General features: G+C 66.5%; 14 protein-coding genes and 1 tRNA gene. 6 read left to right on the top strand and 9 right to left on the bottom strand.

The features are described from left to right. Positions 1 to 414: 414 nt before the first annotated feature. Positions 415 to 1827, top strand: coding sequence for a hypothetical protein (locus OHA42_RS05675; RefSeq protein ID WP_406235154.1), 1413 nt, complete (start codon positions 415 to 417; stop codon positions 1825 to 1827). Between the two features lie 6 nt (positions 1828 to 1833). Beyond that, the gene (locus OHA42_RS05670) at positions 1834 to 2268 is read left to right on the top strand and encodes a YbaB/EbfC family nucleoid-associated protein (protein ID WP_406235152.1); all 435 of its coding nucleotides are present in this window, start codon (positions 1834 to 1836) and stop codon (positions 2266 to 2268) included. 1 nt (position 2269) lies between these two features. On the opposite strand, the gene OHA42_RS05665 is transcribed toward OHA42_RS05670, so the two are convergent. Both OHA42_RS05665 and OHA42_RS05660 read right to left on the bottom strand, forming a co-directional pair. Continuing rightward, positions 2270 to 2341: transfer RNA gene (locus tag OHA42_RS05665), tRNA-Gly, on the bottom strand. 538 nt (positions 2342 to 2879) lie between these two features. Further along, positions 2880 to 3761 (bottom strand): SDR family NAD(P)-dependent oxidoreductase, encoded by an 882-nt coding sequence (locus tag OHA42_RS05660; protein WP_406235150.1) that lies wholly within the window; start codon positions 3759 to 3761, stop codon positions 2880 to 2882. Between the two features lie 85 nt (positions 3762 to 3846). On the opposite strand from OHA42_RS05660, the gene OHA42_RS05655 reads away from it, so the two are divergent. Beyond that, a complete protein-coding gene (locus tag OHA42_RS05655; RefSeq protein ID WP_406235148.1) occupies positions 3847 to 4662 on the top strand; it encodes a helix-turn-helix domain-containing protein in 816 nt (271 codons plus the stop codon). Between the two features lie 416 nt (positions 4663 to 5078). Here OHA42_RS05655 and OHA42_RS05650 read toward each other — a convergent pair whose 3' ends face one another. Together OHA42_RS05650 and OHA42_RS05645 are read right to left on the bottom strand one after the other, a co-directional pair. Next, positions 5079 to 5285 (bottom strand): hypothetical protein, encoded by a 207-nt coding sequence (locus OHA42_RS05650; protein WP_406235146.1) that lies wholly within the window; start codon positions 5283 to 5285, stop codon positions 5079 to 5081. Between the two features lie 7 nt (positions 5286 to 5292). Then, entirely contained in the window at positions 5293 to 6045 is a 753-nt protein-coding gene (locus OHA42_RS05645) for a lysophospholipid acyltransferase family protein (protein WP_406235145.1), read from the bottom strand. Between the two features lie 134 nt (positions 6046 to 6179). Here OHA42_RS05645 and OHA42_RS05640 point away from each other — a divergent pair, with 134 nt between their 5' ends. Continuing rightward, positions 6180 to 7172: a hypothetical protein gene (locus tag OHA42_RS05640; RefSeq protein ID WP_406235143.1), complete on the top strand. Its 993-nt coding sequence runs from the start codon at positions 6180 to 6182 to the stop codon at positions 7170 to 7172. A gap of 42 nt (positions 7173 to 7214) precedes the next feature. Continuing rightward, entirely contained in the window at positions 7215 to 8756 is a 1542-nt protein-coding gene (locus tag OHA42_RS05635) for a Rieske 2Fe-2S domain-containing protein (RefSeq protein ID WP_406235141.1), read from the top strand. Positions 8757 to 8955: 199 nt separating this feature from the next. Here the strand turns inward: OHA42_RS05635 and OHA42_RS05630 are convergent, their stop codons facing one another. The 4 genes from OHA42_RS05630 to OHA42_RS05615 all read right to left on the bottom strand — a co-directional run bounded on the left by OHA42_RS05630 (position 8956) and on the right by OHA42_RS05615 (position 13101). Beyond that, positions 8956 to 9294, bottom strand: coding sequence for a calmodulin (locus OHA42_RS05630; RefSeq protein WP_406235139.1), 339 nt, complete (start codon positions 9292 to 9294; stop codon positions 8956 to 8958). A 220-nt stretch (positions 9295 to 9514) separates the two neighbouring features. Beyond that, positions 9515 to 10504 carry a peroxiredoxin family protein gene (locus tag OHA42_RS05625; RefSeq protein ID WP_406235137.1) on the bottom strand — a complete coding sequence of 330 codons (990 nt, stop codon included), beginning with the start codon at positions 10502 to 10504 and terminating at the stop codon, positions 9515 to 9517. Positions 10505 to 10681: 177 nt separating this feature from the next. After that, complete coding sequence (locus tag OHA42_RS05620; protein ID WP_406235136.1) at positions 10682 to 11638, bottom strand: DMT family transporter; 957 nt, start codon at positions 11636 to 11638, stop codon at positions 10682 to 10684. Between the two features lie 206 nt (positions 11639 to 11844). Beyond that, entirely contained in the window at positions 11845 to 13101 is a 1257-nt protein-coding gene (locus tag OHA42_RS05615) for an oxygenase MpaB family protein (protein ID WP_406235134.1), read from the bottom strand. Between the two features lie 114 nt (positions 13102 to 13215). Here OHA42_RS05615 and OHA42_RS05610 point away from each other — a divergent pair, with 114 nt between their 5' ends. Beyond that, complete coding sequence (locus OHA42_RS05610; protein WP_406235132.1) at positions 13216 to 13860, top strand: TetR/AcrR family transcriptional regulator; 645 nt, start codon at positions 13216 to 13218, stop codon at positions 13858 to 13860. Positions 13861 to 13897: 37 nt separating this feature from the next. Here OHA42_RS05610 and OHA42_RS05605 read toward each other — a convergent pair whose 3' ends face one another. Then, the gene (locus tag OHA42_RS05605) at positions 13898 to 15772 is read right to left on the bottom strand and encodes an MFS transporter (protein ID WP_406235130.1); all 1875 of its coding nucleotides are present in this window, start codon (positions 15770 to 15772) and stop codon (positions 13898 to 13900) included. Between the last annotated feature and the right edge of the window lie 120 nt (positions 15773 to 15892).

The following is a 15892-nucleotide window of genomic DNA, read 5'->3' as shown; positions in this document are numbered from 1 at the left end:
GCCTGAATGAGCAGACGCCACGGCGGCGCTTCATGGGTGCCCGTCAGCGATGATCCCGTTGGGGGCGGATTTACATACGTTCCATCTGCGGGCTGTAGGTGACCTGAGCCGTACTCCCGCAGCGTTGCCAATCCTGTTTCGCTGTCACCGCACCATATTTCGCGTCACCCCCGCCGCTTGCGCGCGGGGTCGGTCTGGGCCTGCCACCGGATCAGCGCCGGACGGCCGCGAGTACTTGCCGAGGGACCGCACCGAGGTGTGCCCACTCAACCGCATCAGCATCGGCGTCGACGCCCCGTCCTCGGCGGCGTGCGTGAGCTTGGATCGAAAGCAGCCCTGCTCGGGCGATTGTGGAAGTATCCGACTTCGGGGTTTGCCGGCTGTCAGCCACCCGATGCTTGTGAGGAGATGGATTTGGCAGACGAATCGAGCGGGCTGACCGCTGAGCAGCCCCTTGCCCGCGCATTGGCGGCGCACGGGCCCACGGGCTGGCAGCGGGTGGATGCGGTATTCGTGGTCACGGTGGTGGGCGAGATCGCCCAGCTTGTGTATTCCATGGGTGAGCAAGCAGTGCCGATGGATCCGCCGGAGGTGGTGCTCGCACTCGTGCGGGAGCTGCGTGCGGTTGCGGCGGGGTCCGAGGCAGGACCGTGGTGGCGAATGCTGGTGGTGTTGAGCAGTTCCGGGGAGTTGGAGGTCGACTACGACTACGGTGAGGAGCCATTTCCTGCGGGACAGTTGTTCGCGCCGGAGGTGTATCGCGCTGACCTCGAGGCGTATCCACGTGACAAGCTGCCGGTGTGGTTGGCCGCGCATATCGGCCATGGTGACCGACAGCTGCGCACGCCACAGCAGGCTGCGGCCCAGGCTCGGGCCGACCGGGCCGAGCGGGTGTGGGCGGTGTTGGCGGAGAACGAGTTTCCGCCGTTCCCGGTGATGTGGGCGCGGTGGGCGACGATCTCGGCGGCATTTGTTGCGGCCAAGTCGGATTGGGGGCCTCGGATAGTTCCGTGGGCCGGTGTGTTCGAGGGGTCCGGTCGGGGTGGGTCGACGTTGTATGCGCTGCCTGCGGGGCGGGGCGTGTTGTCGGGTGGAGTGTGGAATGCACCCACGTTGGATGCCGTGTACAACGGTGGCGCGCCGATGCCGAAACTCTATGCGGGGGCACCGGATTGGGTGGTCGACTCCGTGCTGAATCCGCGCACGGCCTCGGGACTGCTGTCGTTCTGCTACTGGTGGGAGGCGGGGCGGTGGTATCGAGGACAGTCCCCCGGCGCTGGTGATTGCGCGACGGCCCTGCCAGGGGTGTGGACGGGCGATACGACGATAGGGATCGTCGCGAGGCTGGTTGCCGACGATTCCGACAATGATGCGACGGAGGCGATCGCGGCGCTGTTGGCTGCCGCCGAGACGGGCTCGGTGACCCGTGCGACGCTGGTCGAGGTGTTCGGCGATGACGGGCGCTTCGATATCGACGGCGCGCTCTATCAGTACTCGGCGGCTGGGCTGGTATCGACGACGCCGGAGCCGATGCCGGCGGAAGAGGCGATCGCTCGGGTACGGGACTACATCACCGGACGTGGGCTGGACACTTCGGGATATCCGTTGTCCCAGTTGGTTGCCGACCGGTTCGACGTCGGGTGGATGGTGTACGTGCCGGTGGCCGAGGACGAGATCGCTATCGGCCGGGCGATCTTCTACATCGGCGACGATGGGGTGCTGGAGCCCTCGTCGTCGTCCATCGCTCCTGGGATTTACATTGCCGACTTCACACAGCGGTTCTCCGAACGCCATGGTTCGGTAGCCGGATCAGGTTCGAAGGAGTAGTTACCGATGGAGCAATGGGAGTGCGATGGGTTGCGCTCGAGCAACTTCGGGATGCGCAACCAGGTCGATTTCATCCTGGATGCCCTCGCCGAGCAGCAAGCGCAGGTGACCGAGGTATACGAGCAGCTGGCCGCAGTGCGGGCTACAGCGAGTTCGGCCGACGGTTTGGTCACCGTGACCGTGGACGGCGGCGGTGTCCTCACCGATGTGCAGTTCGCGCAGGAGGCATTGCGCAGTACTCCGGAGAAGCTGGGTCGATCTGTCACCGAAGCGGGACAGGAGGCGGCGCGGCTCGCGAACGAGCAGAACGCGGCGATTACCGCCCCGATCGCTGCGGGGGCCGACGCGATGCCGGATCTGCCGGACCTGGTGCCAGGCGCGCCCAGCCTGCGGGATGTGCGTGCACCCTGGCGTCGCGATCCGGAAGAACCGGGCTCGTAAGAGCGGATGACGGGATTTGAACCCGCGACCCTCACCTTGGCAAGGTGATGCGCTACCACTGCGCTACATCCGCGTGCATTGCCTGCGCGATCCGATTCCGGCCGTGCATGTTCTGCGACGTTGAACTGTAGTAGGTGCGGCCCGGATTTCGGAAATCCGGGGCGACGGATCGTCGGTAAGCACTTGTCGGATCAGCCGTCAGATGTGCACTGATTGATCTGTATTCGCTTGCACAGCAACACTATTCGAGTTCTCTACGACGGCGGCCGCACCCTCGATGGCCCGAGCGGGGCATCGACTACATGACCGTGTACGGGGGCGTGCTGCTGGGTTACGTGCCGCTGACCGCCAAGCGGCGGGCACGACTCTGACACCAACCGCGACGCGACGTCGCGGGATGCCCGGAATCGACGAGACCCCGCGCTGGACTACGACCGGATTCCGGCCGACGCAACTGCGCGCTGGAGTGGATGCAACGAGGCGCACTGGACATCGTCCGGTGTGGGCGGCGTTGCCACCTACTCGCCCGTCCCGGCGAAAACCGCGAGTCCGGCTCACCGCTGAGGGTGGTCGAGTCCGCTGAGCCGAACCACGGTCAGCAGTGCGGGCGACTACCGAGATCCCTGAGCAACCGGGTTCGCCACCGGACCGAATGCGGTCGCGTGGTCGGTGGCCCATTCGGCGTACGTGCGTGGGGCGCGGCCGAGGACCTGGTGGACGTCGTCGGTGAGCACCGCGTTGCCGCCCGCGCGGACGTAAGCCTGGCCGGCGAGGGCGCCATCGGCGAATTCCACGGACATGCCTGCGGCAAGCATGTGTTCGCGGGCGGTGTCTTCGGCGACGTCGATGGACTGCACCGGGTGGCCGAGGACAGCGGCCAACACGGCAGCCTGGTCCGGGCCGGTGAGCAGTTCCGGGCCGGTGAGGGTGTAGACGCGACCCGAGTGGCCGGGCACGAGGAGCGCCTCGGCGGCCACTGCGGCCACGTCGCGCGGGTCGATGACGCCCTGGCTGCCCGAACCGGTCAGGTTGGGCACTGGCTGACCGGAGCGGATCGCATCGGTCCAGCTCAGGGTGTTCGAAGCAAAAGAACTCGGGCGCAGGATCGTCCACTCGAGGCCGCTTTCGCGCGCGGCGTTTTCACCGGGAATGTGCCAGGTACCAACTCGTCCGAGTTCGGGCTCGCCGGTGCCGATGGCCGACAGTTTCACGATTCGGCGGACTCCGGCCGCCTTGGCGGTGGCGACCAATGCCCGGTCGGTTTCGGCGTCGTCCGGTCCGAGCACGCCGACGATGAAAACGGCGTCCGCGCCCGACATGGCCGCGGCCATCGACGCGGTGTCGGTGTAGTCGCCGCGCACCACCTCGACTTCGGCGGGTAGCTGTGCCCGTTGCGGGTCTCGCGTCACGGCACGGACCTGCTCGCCGCGCGCTGCGAGTTGCCGAACGATTTCGCTGCCGATGGTTCCAGTGGCACCGGTAATAAGAATCATGATGGCCAGCCTGCCGTCGCCGCCCCGCGGTCTATAGGAAATTTCGGCACACCTGGACGGCCTCGAACTGCCTACAGTTGATCGGGTGACCACCACGTATCCGGCGCACACGCTGACCGACGAGCTCATCGAGACCACGGTGGCAGCGCCCGAATCCTTGCGGCCGTGGATCACCGAGCTGGGACACATCCCGACCGTCGCCGACGTCTCGGTGCCCTTCACGCATGTGCCGCACGTCGCGACGACCATTGTGCTGCGTGCCGAGGCGGCAGGCCACCGCGAGGCGATGGTCGTCGGCCCGCACACCAAGGCGACCTACTCCAGGGCCGAGAAGCCGGCCGGATGCGTGCGCCTTCGACTCGAACTGGGAGCCACCCGTCAGCTGCTGGGTGTACCGGCAACCGACCTGGCGAACCGGGTGTTCCGGCTCGCCGACTTTCCCGGTGTCGCAGCCGATCTGGCCGACGAGCTGACGCGCCTCACACCCGAGGAGGTGCTGCCTTTCCTGGCAGACGTCCTCCCCCGACGCATCTCCGAAGACCCGACCCAGCGCGCCCACCGGACCCTGCTGCGCGCCGCCGTCGCCGCCATGTCCACCGCCACACCGACCCCGGTCCACGAACTGGCCGCCGACCTGGCCGTGAGCGAACGCCAACTCCGCAACCTCTTCACCACCGGTGTCGGTGTCTCCCCCAAGCACTACGCTCGCATCGGCCGAGTCCGCCGCATCCTCGCCCATGCGGGCAACACCCCATGGGCCCAACTAGCCACCACCACCGGCTATTACGACCAATCCCACATGACCGCTGACTTCCGCAGTCTCATGGGCGTCCCCCCGACTTCCTTCCTCCGCGGCAACCTCCCCGCGCCCACCCCCTGTCAACCGCTCGATCACCCCTGACCGCCCACCCCGAACGGGACATCGGCCAGAGCCCACTTCGACGTCGCCGCAGCCACGTTCATCTCCCCTCCCGCACATTCGGCCAGCATGGTGAGAACGGTCGCCATGGTCGGCCCGAACAGATCCCTGATCAGCGTCGCCCAACCACAGACACTGTCCCCAGGAGACGGCAGGATGATCGGCCTGCCATCGCACCTCACGGTTACCGGCCACAACAGCCGGCTTCGGCCGCCACACCGTGTCACGACGGCCCGCACCGACGGGCGAGTGGCACACCAACGGGAGCACCTCTCGACAGCAGCCCGCACCGACCCGGCAAGTGGCACGCCAACGAGAGCACCACTCGACAACGGCCGCAGCCATGTGCCACTCACGGTGCTTCGACAACGAGCCTCTGGCGCTCGGCCGCGCGGCAGCTATCGGGATACGGCTTCGCCGTCGCGCAGTACGTGGGCGGCGCGATCGCCGGACTCGGCACCAGCGGTGCGGTCGACGCCGATTGTGTTGTAGTGCTTCATGGCGGGGCGCGGAATCCGATCCTGCGATATCGACCCGCGTGCTTGCATGGCGAATACCACGCGGACCAGGTGGGCGAGAAGGCCGTAGACAAGTTCCCGCGCCATAGCTCCCCTATCGAGAATCCTTCTCCGCCCGGCGGGCCGCCTTCTCCTCGGCTTCCGCGGCATCCATGGCGTCGGCTTCCTCGAGGGTGGGCGCGCTGCCACCGAGGCGGGCGGGAACCCAGTAGGCGCCCGGCTCGTGCGGGTAGTCGCGCTGAAGATCGAGCAGCATTTCCTGCATTGCGGCACGCAGCTGGGCTGTGAGGTCCGCCGCGGGCTCGTAGGGCTGGATCGGTGCGCCGACCGCGATGGAGATCGGAGTGTTGGTGCGGCCGAGGCGCTTCGGGAAACCCTTGGTCCACACTCGCTGCGCACCCCAGATGACGATCGGGATGATCGGGACATTCGACTCGATCGCCATGCGCGCGGCGCCGGACTTGAAGTCCTTGATCTCGAAGCTGCGGCTGATGGTCGCCTCGGGATACACGCCGACCAGCTCGCCCTTGCGCAAGTACTCGACCGCTGCTTGGTAGGAGTCGGCGCCCGCCGATCGGTCCACGGGAATGTGCTTGAGCGCCCGCATGATCGGCCCGGAGATGCTGTTGTCGAACACCTCTTTTTTGGCCATGAAGCGGATGTAGCGCTTAGGCGTGCGCACCGGAAGCCCGGCGTAGGTGAAGTCCATGTATCCGGTGTGGTTGACCGCGATTACGGCACCACCCCGGGCAGGGATATTCTCCTCACCCTTGACGGTGAATTTCAGACCTTCGACGAAGAAGACGGTACGGGCCAGGCCGATGATCGTCCGGTAGACGGGTTCCACAATTCCGCTAGCGTAGTCGCAGACTGTCCCATCCGGCAGAGCGCCGCCGCGCGCGCTGTCTCGCGAGCGCCGAACCGGACCCGGGATTCGCCCGATAGGCCCGAGAGCAAGACCTACGAAAGAGGACCTTGGAAGTGGACCGCGCCCGACCGATAACGCGTGAACGCGACCGGAAAGACCCGCGCTATCGTGACCGGACAAGGCAATTCGAGCACGACGGGGCAGCGCACCAGCAGCGCAGCGCCCCTCGCCACGGCGACCTACGGACAACGCCACGCATTAGCAGGAGCCTGGTCGGCGGACTCGTCGTCGCCGGAGCGGTCCTGCTCACGGGCTGCGATTCGGCCGTCGGCATTCCCAATGAGGAGCCCGCGCGCGCCACGGCGCAGACCACCACATCGCCCATCCTCGCCCCGACCGCACCGAGCAGCTCGGCCCGCCCGCCGATTCCCGCGAACGCCCCGCAGGTCGCAGCGGTGCCAGGCCTCCCGGCCGCCGCACCCGCGGTGCAGCGCTGGGCCGCCGACCTGCAAACCGAAACGATCACCGCGCTGCAGGCCAAGTGCTGGTCCATGGCCCCGGGAAATGTGGCCGACATGTACGAGGGCAAGCAGGCCATCCTCAACGCCCTCGCCCAGCCCGGCGTCGCGACCGAGGACACCGTCACCTGGAAGACCAGGACCACCGCAGTCACCATCGACCGCGCCGCCGCCGACACCGGCTACGCCTGCCCGCGAGTGATTGCGGCGGGCGAGGACGCCGGCCTGAACGACGCCGATGCCAGGCACACCGTGCGCCGGTATCTGGCCCGATCTGTCGGCGCTCCGCTCGACCCCTCCGACAAGGAGGGCACCTACCCGCTCGTGTGCAAGGCGAGCCCGGCGACCTGGGACCCCACCGGCACCGGCAAACCGAGCGCCGCGCCGTTGGCGAACAACGCAGGCAAGCTGACCGGCGCCACGAAGTTCGCCGACCAGGAAATCCAATCGGAGCGACTGCGCGCGGACTACATCGCGGTGCAGGTGCCCGTCACCAACGCCGCCGGAGTGACCCAGACGCGGACTTTCACCCTGACCGATGGTCACGAGGGCTCCAAGGGCTACTGCATCGGCGACGTTTCGCCATAGCCACTACTCTGGATGGCTGGTAACGGCTAGGAGGAGCAGCTCGTGCAGATCACCAGCGTCGGACACGCCGGATTCCATATTCGCACCGCGGCCGGGTCGATCCTTTGCGATCCCTGGGTCAACCCCGCCTACTTCGGTTCGTGGTTCCCGTTCCCCGACAACACCCAGCTCGACTGGGACGAGCTGGGCAATTGCGACTTCCTGTACGTCTCGCACCTGCATCGCGACCACTTCGACGCCGTCACGCTGGCGCAGCACGTCAACAAGGACGCGACCGTGCTGCTGCCGGACTACCCGGTGCCGGATCTGAAGCGCGAACTGGAGCTGCTCGGTTTCACCAAGTTCTTCGAGACCGAGGACTCGGTCAAGCACACGATCACCGGTCCGGGCGGCGAGCTGGACATCATGATCATCGCGTTGCGCGCGCCGGCAGACGGGCCGATCGGTGACTCCGGGATTATCGTCTCAGACGGCGTGACCACCTGTTTCAACATGAACGACGCCCGGCCGGTCGACATGGATGTGCTGCACGACGCATTCGGCCAGATCGACATTCATCTGCTGCAGTACTCGGGCGCCATCTGGTACCCGATGGTCTACGACATCCCGAGCCGCACCAAGTCGAACTTCGGCAAGCAGAAACGGCAGCGCGGCATGGACCGGTGCCGCAGCTATATCGAGCAGGTCGGCGCCACCTGGGTGGTGCCGTCGGCGGGGCCGCCGGTGTTCCTCGACGACGAGCTGCGCTACCTCAACGACGACCGCGGCGACGAAGGCAATATCTTCCCGGACCAGATGGTGTTCCTGGAACAGATGCGCATCCACGGCAACGAGGGCGGGCTGTTGATGATCCCCGGCTCGGTCGCCGATGTGCGTGGTTCCGAGCTGGAGTTGACCCATCCGTTCGAACCGGGCCTGATCTACGACAACAAGGCCGAATACATCGAAAAGATGGCGCAGCGTCTCGCGCCGGTGCTGGCCGCGGAGAAGGCGAGCTGGGCGCCGGCGACCGGTGAGCCGCTACTGGAGCCGTTGCAGGCCCTGTTCGAGCCGATCATGGCGCAGAGCGACCTGATTTGCGACGGCATCGGCTACCCCGTGGGGCTCGTCATCGGCGACGAGACCGTGGTGCTCGACTTCCCCAAGCGCGTGGTGCGCGGTCCGGTCGACGGCGAAGGCAAGTATCGCTACGGTTTCCGCATCGCCCCGGAATTGGTGCGCACGGTATTGCGCGACAACGAGCCGGACTGGGTGAATACCATCTTCCTGTCCACCCGATTCCAGGCGTGGCGCATCGGCGGGTACAACGAATTCCTTTATACGTTCTTCAAATGCCTCACCGACGAGCGCATCGCCTATGCCGACGGCTGGTTCGCCGAGGCGCACGACGATTCCGCGTCCACCGAACTCGACGGCTGGGAAGTGCAGCGCCGCTGCCCACACCTCAAGGCCGACCTTTCGAAATTCGGTGTCGTCGAGGGCAATACGCTCCTGTGTAATTTGCACGGGTGGCAGTGGGATCTGGAATCGGGGCGTTGTAAAACCTCGAAGGGCCACGAACTTCGTTCTCGCAAGCTGGCCTGAATCGGTCGCTGCACCGAGTTCGAGCGCCCGAACTTCATCGGGCCGAATGCCGGTGTGTCATTCCGGATGTCGATCGATCGGGCATCGTTCGTCCGATCCGTGTGCGCAGTGACACTGCGCACACGGGACCGTCGGACAGAGTTTCGGACGGGTGCCGTACCGGCACCCAACGAGCGCGATTTTCCTCGAAGAGGCCCGCTCAGGCGGTAATTTCGCGGGTGAGCCGCGAGGACCACGGACACCAGAAGCACCCGGGCAGGAAGGCACCGCAGGCCTCATCCAGGTGGTCCTCCGTGTAGGTGATGCTCGAGTCGCACACCTCGATCGCCATGGTGAAGAAGGTGATCGTGTCCGGGTCGAGATGGAAGCTCCAGCCCGGGTTGTAGTTCACGGTGGTTTTCCTGATTCGGCCCATCACGTGGACCGACATGGTTTCCTCGCCGGACAGAATTCGACGGGCTTCGGATATCCGTTGTTCATTGTTGAGCCGGATGATGAATTCCTTGCCGGAATAATCTGTGAATGCAAAGTCCGCCATGTTGATTTTCCCCTCGATGGAGTAGGGCCAATCGACTTCGATTGGAGGAACCTAGCCCTTCGATCGTATCGACTCGACCATCAGACCTGCTGCAAATTGCTCATAAAATTTGTTGCAGGACAATGGAAGTAGAAAGCCGGTCCGTACTTCCTCGAACAAGCAGCGGATCGGATCGATACACAGGGATCGACTGGACCGCCAGCGCGCTGGCGGCTCCCCATCACTGCCGTACAACCTTCTTCGATGACATGATCAGCTCCCGGACCGCCATCGCACCCCTGGCGACCGGCGCGCCGATATGGCCTTCGGCATCGATCAGTACTGCCGAAGGCGTGCCGCGGACGCGGTAGCGCAAAGCGGCTTCGTTACCCCGTTGCACCAGCGCGGCGATGCCGTCGAGCCCCTGCTCCTGCGCCCATTCGGCCTGCTCGGCGGCGTCGCCGTTGCCGACAACCACGATGGTCAGCGCCTCGGCGGTGCGCGAGTGCCACCGCGGCAGCTCCCGAGCCAGTGCTGCGCACAGCTCACAACTGGGATGCACGAACACCAGTAACACTCGGCGCCCATGGACCAGTAGCGATTCCAGAGTCGTGCGGCCGTCATCGACGTCGAACAGTTCGAACTCGGGCGCAACGGCGCCCACCGGCAGCCCCTCGGCGCCGAGGGTCGAGAGCGCCTGCTCGTCTACCCGCCGTTGCAAGCCGCGGACCTCGCCGAACATCCAGACCAGTAGCGTGGCGAGCACCGCGACAACTCCCAGCCCGACCGCATTGTCGGCGGGCAGCCCGCCCGGCACCTGCGGATACGCGAACGAACCCCAGCCGACCAGCACCGCGAGCGCCATCAGCACCCCATTGCGGGCTACGGTCCGGGCGCCGATCGGTGCGTCGCTCAACGAACCGAAACACGAACAGGCAGGTCGTCTTCCCCGCACCAGCAGTCGAAGGACGGCGCCCGTGAACACCGCGAGCACCAGCGTGGCAAGCACCGCCGCCGCCACCGCCGTCCACGGCGGCAGCACCGCCACCGCGATCACCGCCTCCAACATCGGTAGCCCCCACGCCACCACGGGCGCCCATTGGATCGGTACCCCGAACTCGGCCGCCGACTTCCGCATCGCGGCCCGGTCCATCAGCTTCCCCACCGCCGACAGACCGAACACCGCACTCACCGCCAGCCGCGAAACCCACACCCCGTATTCGATCAGCATGACCGCACCATTCCACATCGGTCATGCCCATAAAACATGAAACACAGAACAGTTTCCGGTGGTCGTGGCCACAGGTTGAAACCGGCGGCCTCGACAGGTGTCCATCGTGTCCGCTCGGCGGGTCGATCAAGTGCACCGCCCGGAGGACCCGCTGACGCTTCAGCTGAGCAGTGGCGTTCAGCTTCGGGAGCGGGCGGCAACAACAACCGCCGCGAGGGTGAGGGCGCAGCCGATGACAGTCATGACCGACAGTCCGGCACCGGTGGGAATCGCGATGTCCAAGAGGACCGAGGCGAGGAGTTGACCTGCCACCGACGTCAGACCGAGGAGCAGGACCCCGATCCAGCGGACGGTGAGAGCCGCAAGGGCAATGAACGCGACACCGATGACGCCGCCCACATAGAGCCAAGGCTCGCTGGGGAATTCGGTGGGCCACCCGGTGCGGGCGAGAATGAGCGCTTCGATGGCGAGCAGGGCAGCGGTGCCGATACCGAAGTTCACGAGAGTGGCGGCGAAGGGACCGCCGACCGCGCCGACTCGACCGTTGACCGCCTGCTGCCAGGCCAGCCCGATGCCTGCCAACGCAGGCAGGACGACCAGCAACGTGACCGGGCCGTCACGCAGCCACTCCGGGACGGCCGAAGAACCGACCGCGGTACCTGAGCGACCGGCCGCGGCCAGGACCACCGCGACCATCGCAAGGGCAGCGCCGCCGAGACGCAATGCGGTGACCGGGGTGCGGCCACTGGGAGCCACACCGAGACGATCCACCACCAGACTGCTCACCAGCTGACCTGCCACCACAGCCACCGTGAACGCGGTGACACCGATCGCGGCGACCGTAAGCCCCTGACACGCGACGAAGAATGCACCGCACAGCCCGCCGAGCAACTGCCACGGGCGCAGCTCACCGGATTCCAGCGCTACCCGCACCCGCGCGAGCCCGCCACGCAGGCGGCGACTGACAACGAACGCAACACCGAGCAGCACCAGCCCGAGGCCGAAACTGATGCACGCGGCCGCGATTCCGTCGTGCAACCGCGCCCCGAGCGCACCATTGACCCGCCCCTGCACCGCCACCCCGACCCCGATACAGAAGCCGAAGACCAGCCCCGCCTGCCTCCGCCCGGTCACCCCCGCACCGTACCGCGCCCCGTCCGCATCCCGACTACGCCGCCGCCTCGCAACCCACCCACAGCCAGTCCACACTCCGAAAGCCGTGCACCCTGCTCGGGTTGACGTGAGTGAAGTGGTGGCCGCCACCGCATTGGCGGCCACCACTTCACTAACGCCATTACCCAAAGTGCCTGGGGCGCAACCCTAACCAGCGCTCGCTCGAGCTACCCCGCGCGTAGTGCCGTGCGGTGGGTGGCGAAGGTGTCGTGGCGGGCATAAGTGCGGTCGCCGCCGTTGCGGGCGATGGAGCCGCGGACCAGGCGGGTACGGATGCGGGCGCCCAGTTCTTCGTGGAATCGGGTGGCGCCGGGGAGGAGTTGGCGGGGGATTTCCAGGACGCCGTTGACGACGGCGGTAGCCATGACCGCGCTCTGGAAAAGTTTGTTGTTCGGTAGGCCGAGGAAGTCGGAGTTGGTCGGGCCGAGGATGATTCGGCTGTAGGCGACCATGTAGCCGGTGACCGCCTTGCGGACCAGGCGCTGCGGAGCGGTGTCGTTGCCGACGAACAGGCCGCCTGCGGCGGTGACGAGGGCCTGGGCCAAGAGACGGGAGTCCCCGTCGGGGATGAATTCGGTGTCGGCGAGGATCCAGAAGGCGCGCCAGGTGTCGGTTTCACAGGTCGGCAGGATCTCGGCGTCGATGCCGAGCAGGAAGCCGGCGTAGCGCCACAGGTGGAAGACCGCGTCCTTTTCCTTGGCGGAGAATCGCAGTCCGAGCGCCTGCGCGCCAACCAGATTCGCCATGGAGAACAGGCCGAGGGTGCCGACGGTGAGCACTTGGTTCACCGGCTGATCCCATGCGGCGTAATCCCAGTCGGGCCGTCGATTCATGCCCGCGCGCACCAGCGCGTGCATCAGGCGCACCCGCAGCACGCTCTGGTATCCGACCCGATTGTGTTGCAGCCCACCGGGAGTGGTGACATCCAGCCACCACTGTGTGGTTTCGGCGAGTCGGCGCGGCGCCATCGCGTTCAAGTCGCCGGTGCCGACGAGCGTTTTGTCCGCACGGGAGGCGAGATAGCCGCCCATCAGGGCGAACATCCCCATGGCTATGCCGCCCCAGACGCTGGTGCGGCCGACGACGCGGGCACCGCGATCGATCTTGCCGCGATCGAGCCAGTACGGGTCCGCCTCGACCTGTTCGAAGAGTGCCCGCAACTCTTGCGGCGCGTCCGGCACCGCGTCGATGCCCTGCTCGACGGCGATCTCGAACATCCGACGGCCCTCGCCGACCGGCAGGCGCTGGATCATCGCCACCACGTCGTCGGCCAGCGGATCGCCTACCTGCGCGAAGCGGCGGAACGAATCGCGCTGGGCGGCGGTGCAGCGCAGATCGCCCGGCGCGAGGACCGGAACAGCCTGCCGGAAGGGAAACTCGGTGAACAGCGGCGGCGTGGGTAGCAGCTGGTTGTCATGCGTCATTGCACTTCACCCATCGGTTCGAGGTTCGCGTCGGTGCACGCATCGGGCACCTTCTGACAAGAACGTCTCACAGAATTGAAAATCTGGCAAGGATCTATGCCAGAATGGTCTCCGATGACTACCACCTCGCGGTCCTACGGCGGCGTGCCGATCGAACAGCGCCGGGCGCGCCGCCGCGCCGCGCTGCTGGATGCGGCACTGGAAATCATCGGGACCTCGGGTTTTGCCAAGCTGACCGTCACCGGCCTGTGCACCAAGGCCAAGCTGTCGGAGCGCTACTACTACGAGAGCTTCACCGACCTCGATTCCGTATTCAGCGAACTGTTCGATCGAATCGTCGACGAGATCGGCCAGGCCGTCGTCACCGCGTTCATGACAACCGGCGCCGATATCCGCGCGAAGACCAGAGCCGCCATCGCCGCCGCTGTCGACCTCATCGCCGATGATCCACGCAAGGCACGCATCGCCACCGTCGAGGCTCAGCTGAACCCGGCCCTGCTGATGCGCAGGGCCGAGGTGATGCGCTCGTTCGCAGGCATCATGCTGGCCGTATGCGCCGAAGAAGTCGGCGCAGACGTCGTCGAAAACGCTGGCGAACACGCCGAATTCGCCGCAACCCACCTCCTCGGCGGTCTCTGGGAAACCACCAACAGCTGGCTGGCAGGCACCCTCCCCATCACCCGCCGAACCCTCATCGACCGTGCCACCGACCAATTCCTGCTCACCGCAAGCCATCTCATCGGCAGCCCGCTCGACTGACCACGCCGAGCGGGTCCACCACTTGCCACTCGCCCGGTCAGTCGGCACTCGCTCGGCGGCGGGGTAGCCAAGAAGGGGTGACCAGCGCGATCGGCAGGATTGTGGCGCCGAGCAGCGCGACCGTCGCGGGCATCGACAGCCAGGCGGTTGCGGCAGCGGCGAAGCCGAATACCGCGAGCGCGACCACCTCCGAGGCAAGGCCGCACACGGAAGTGACCGTCGCGCGGGCGGGTCCTTCGATGGCATCCTGTAGCCGCGCTCCTGCCACGATGCTCGCGTTGTAGAGGATGCCGTAGGAGACGCCGATTGCGGTAAAGCCAATGCCGGCAAGCACATACACGGCGCTGGGCCAACGGATCGCCAGTCCGGCGATCAGTGCGCCACCGGCAAACAGCACACCGCCCACCCCGACCGCAACGGCCATCGTCCGCGCCGCCATCGCCTCGGTGCGCCCGGCCGATATCGAACCGATCAATGAGCCGAGCACCGTCACTCCGACCAGCAACGGCACCACGGCAGTCGAAACGCCGACCGACTCCGCGAGCAGCGCAAAGTACTCGTCGAACGCCGTGATCCCGGACAACAGCGCCCCCAACAGCACGCCGTTTCGCACGGCCCGCACCCGAATCGCCTCACCGACTCCGGTGCGCAGCATGGTCAGATACCCGGCGAACGGCCCCGACACAGCTGAGCCGGGCGCGGCCTGGTCGACCAGCTTCGCATCACACGAAACTGTCGAGCGACCGCGATGGGCGGCCGACTGGCTCGTCGACAGCGCTGCGGGACGATCCGGTGCGCCGCTACATTCAGCGACGTCCACCACCACAGCAGGACCATCGGACAGCGCGGCGCGACCGTCGGACAGTGCGACGCGACCGTCAGACACCACAACAGGACCATCAGACAGCGCGGCACGACTGTCGGACAGCGCGGCGCGACCATCAGACAGCGCGGCACGACTGTCGGACAGCGCGGCGCGACCATCAGACAGCGCGGCACGACCGTCAGACACCACAACAGGACCATCAGACAGCGCGGCACGACTGTCGGACAGCGCGGCGCGACCATCAGACGCGGCGCGATCATTGGATACTCCTGCGGGCTGGACTGATTCGGCAGGCCGAATCCCGACAGTGGTGGTCGTCGATCCGTCCGTTGTGGTCGGAACTTCAGCACTGGTGAACAAGGGGCCGGAGGCCGGCGATTGTGCTGAATCATTCGCAGCGGCATCATGTTCCGGGCCGTCGGCGTCCGTCGTGCACACCGCTACCGGTGTGGTCGAGCTATCGACGCCAGGCGCTGAGCGGCGTTGCTGCGGCGATCGGGGCGGACCGGCTTCGGCGGCATCGTCTTCCAGGTCCTCGACAGCTGCGGCGGACACCGCCTTCGGTGCGCTCGGGAGCGATAGACCGAGGAGGGTGTGGGCTGCGGCGATGACGACGCTGGACCAGCCGAGCAGGGCGTATCCGCCCCAGATGTACAGCGGTGTCGCGGCGAGGATGGCGATCACTATCGCGGCTTCCGAGGCGGCTCGCGCGTAGCCGAGGATGCGCGGGTAGGCCGCGCGCTCGCCTTGTGCGGCGAGCTCGTCATAGAGCAGTGCCTCGAAGGTTCCGGACTGCAATGCGCCGGAAACGCCCCACAGGACGAAACCTGCCGCGAAGCCGAGATAGGTGGGAACCAGGGTCCATGCCGCGAATCCCGCGGTCAGCAGCACGCCGCTGAGCACCAGCAGAGCTCGCCGCGACACTGTGTCCGCCCAGGCGCCGGAGGGCACCTCGAGCAGGAACGCGGTGGTCGACCAGATCGCGAACAGCGAGGAGATCTGCCCGGTGTTCAACCCATGATCAGCGAACAGCAACGCGTACAGCGCATACAGCGGAATGAGGTCACCGATGCCCTTGAAGAGCACCGCCCGAACCGTGAGCGCACGAAGGCCGAGTTTGTCGGCGCGACCCGTCAACCGGGCGCGTAGCGACCTATCGGCTCAACAGCCGTAGAAGAGCAACCGCATGATGCTCAGCTTGGTCGC

Origin of the sequence: Nocardia sp. NBC_01009, from assembly GCF_045208035.1 — a bacterium.
Classification (GTDB): domain Bacteria; phylum Actinomycetota; class Actinomycetes; order Mycobacteriales; family Mycobacteriaceae; genus Nocardia.
The sequence above is the reverse complement of the archived record's forward strand: the minus strand, read 5'-3'. Positions and strand labels throughout refer to the sequence as shown.

What these genes read in the sequence shown, in the direction of transcription:
- OHA42_RS05670 (WP_406235152.1), top strand. Translation starts at nt 1,834, where the DNA reads ATGGAGCAATGGGAGTGCGATGGGTTGCGCTCGAGCAACTTCGGGATG.
- OHA42_RS05660 (WP_406235150.1), bottom strand. Translation starts at nt 3,761, where the DNA reads ATGATTCTTATTACCGGTGCCACTGGAACCATCGGCAGCGAAATCGTT.
- OHA42_RS05650 (WP_406235146.1), bottom strand. Translation starts at nt 5,285, where the DNA reads ATGGCGCGGGAACTTGTCTACGGCCTTCTCGCCCACCTGGTCCGCGTG.
- OHA42_RS05630 (WP_406235139.1), bottom strand. Translation starts at nt 9,294, where the DNA reads ATGGCGGACTTTGCATTCACAGATTATTCCGGCAAGGAATTCATCATC.
- OHA42_RS05625 (WP_406235137.1), bottom strand. Translation starts at nt 10,504, where the DNA reads ATGCTGATCGAATACGGGGTGTGGGTTTCGCGGCTGGCGGTGAGTGCG.
- OHA42_RS05615 (WP_406235134.1), bottom strand. Translation starts at nt 13,101, where the DNA reads ATGACGCATGACAACCAGCTGCTACCCACGCCGCCGCTGTTCACCGAG.
- OHA42_RS05610 (WP_406235132.1), top strand. Translation starts at nt 13,216, where the DNA reads ATGACTACCACCTCGCGGTCCTACGGCGGCGTGCCGATCGAACAGCGC.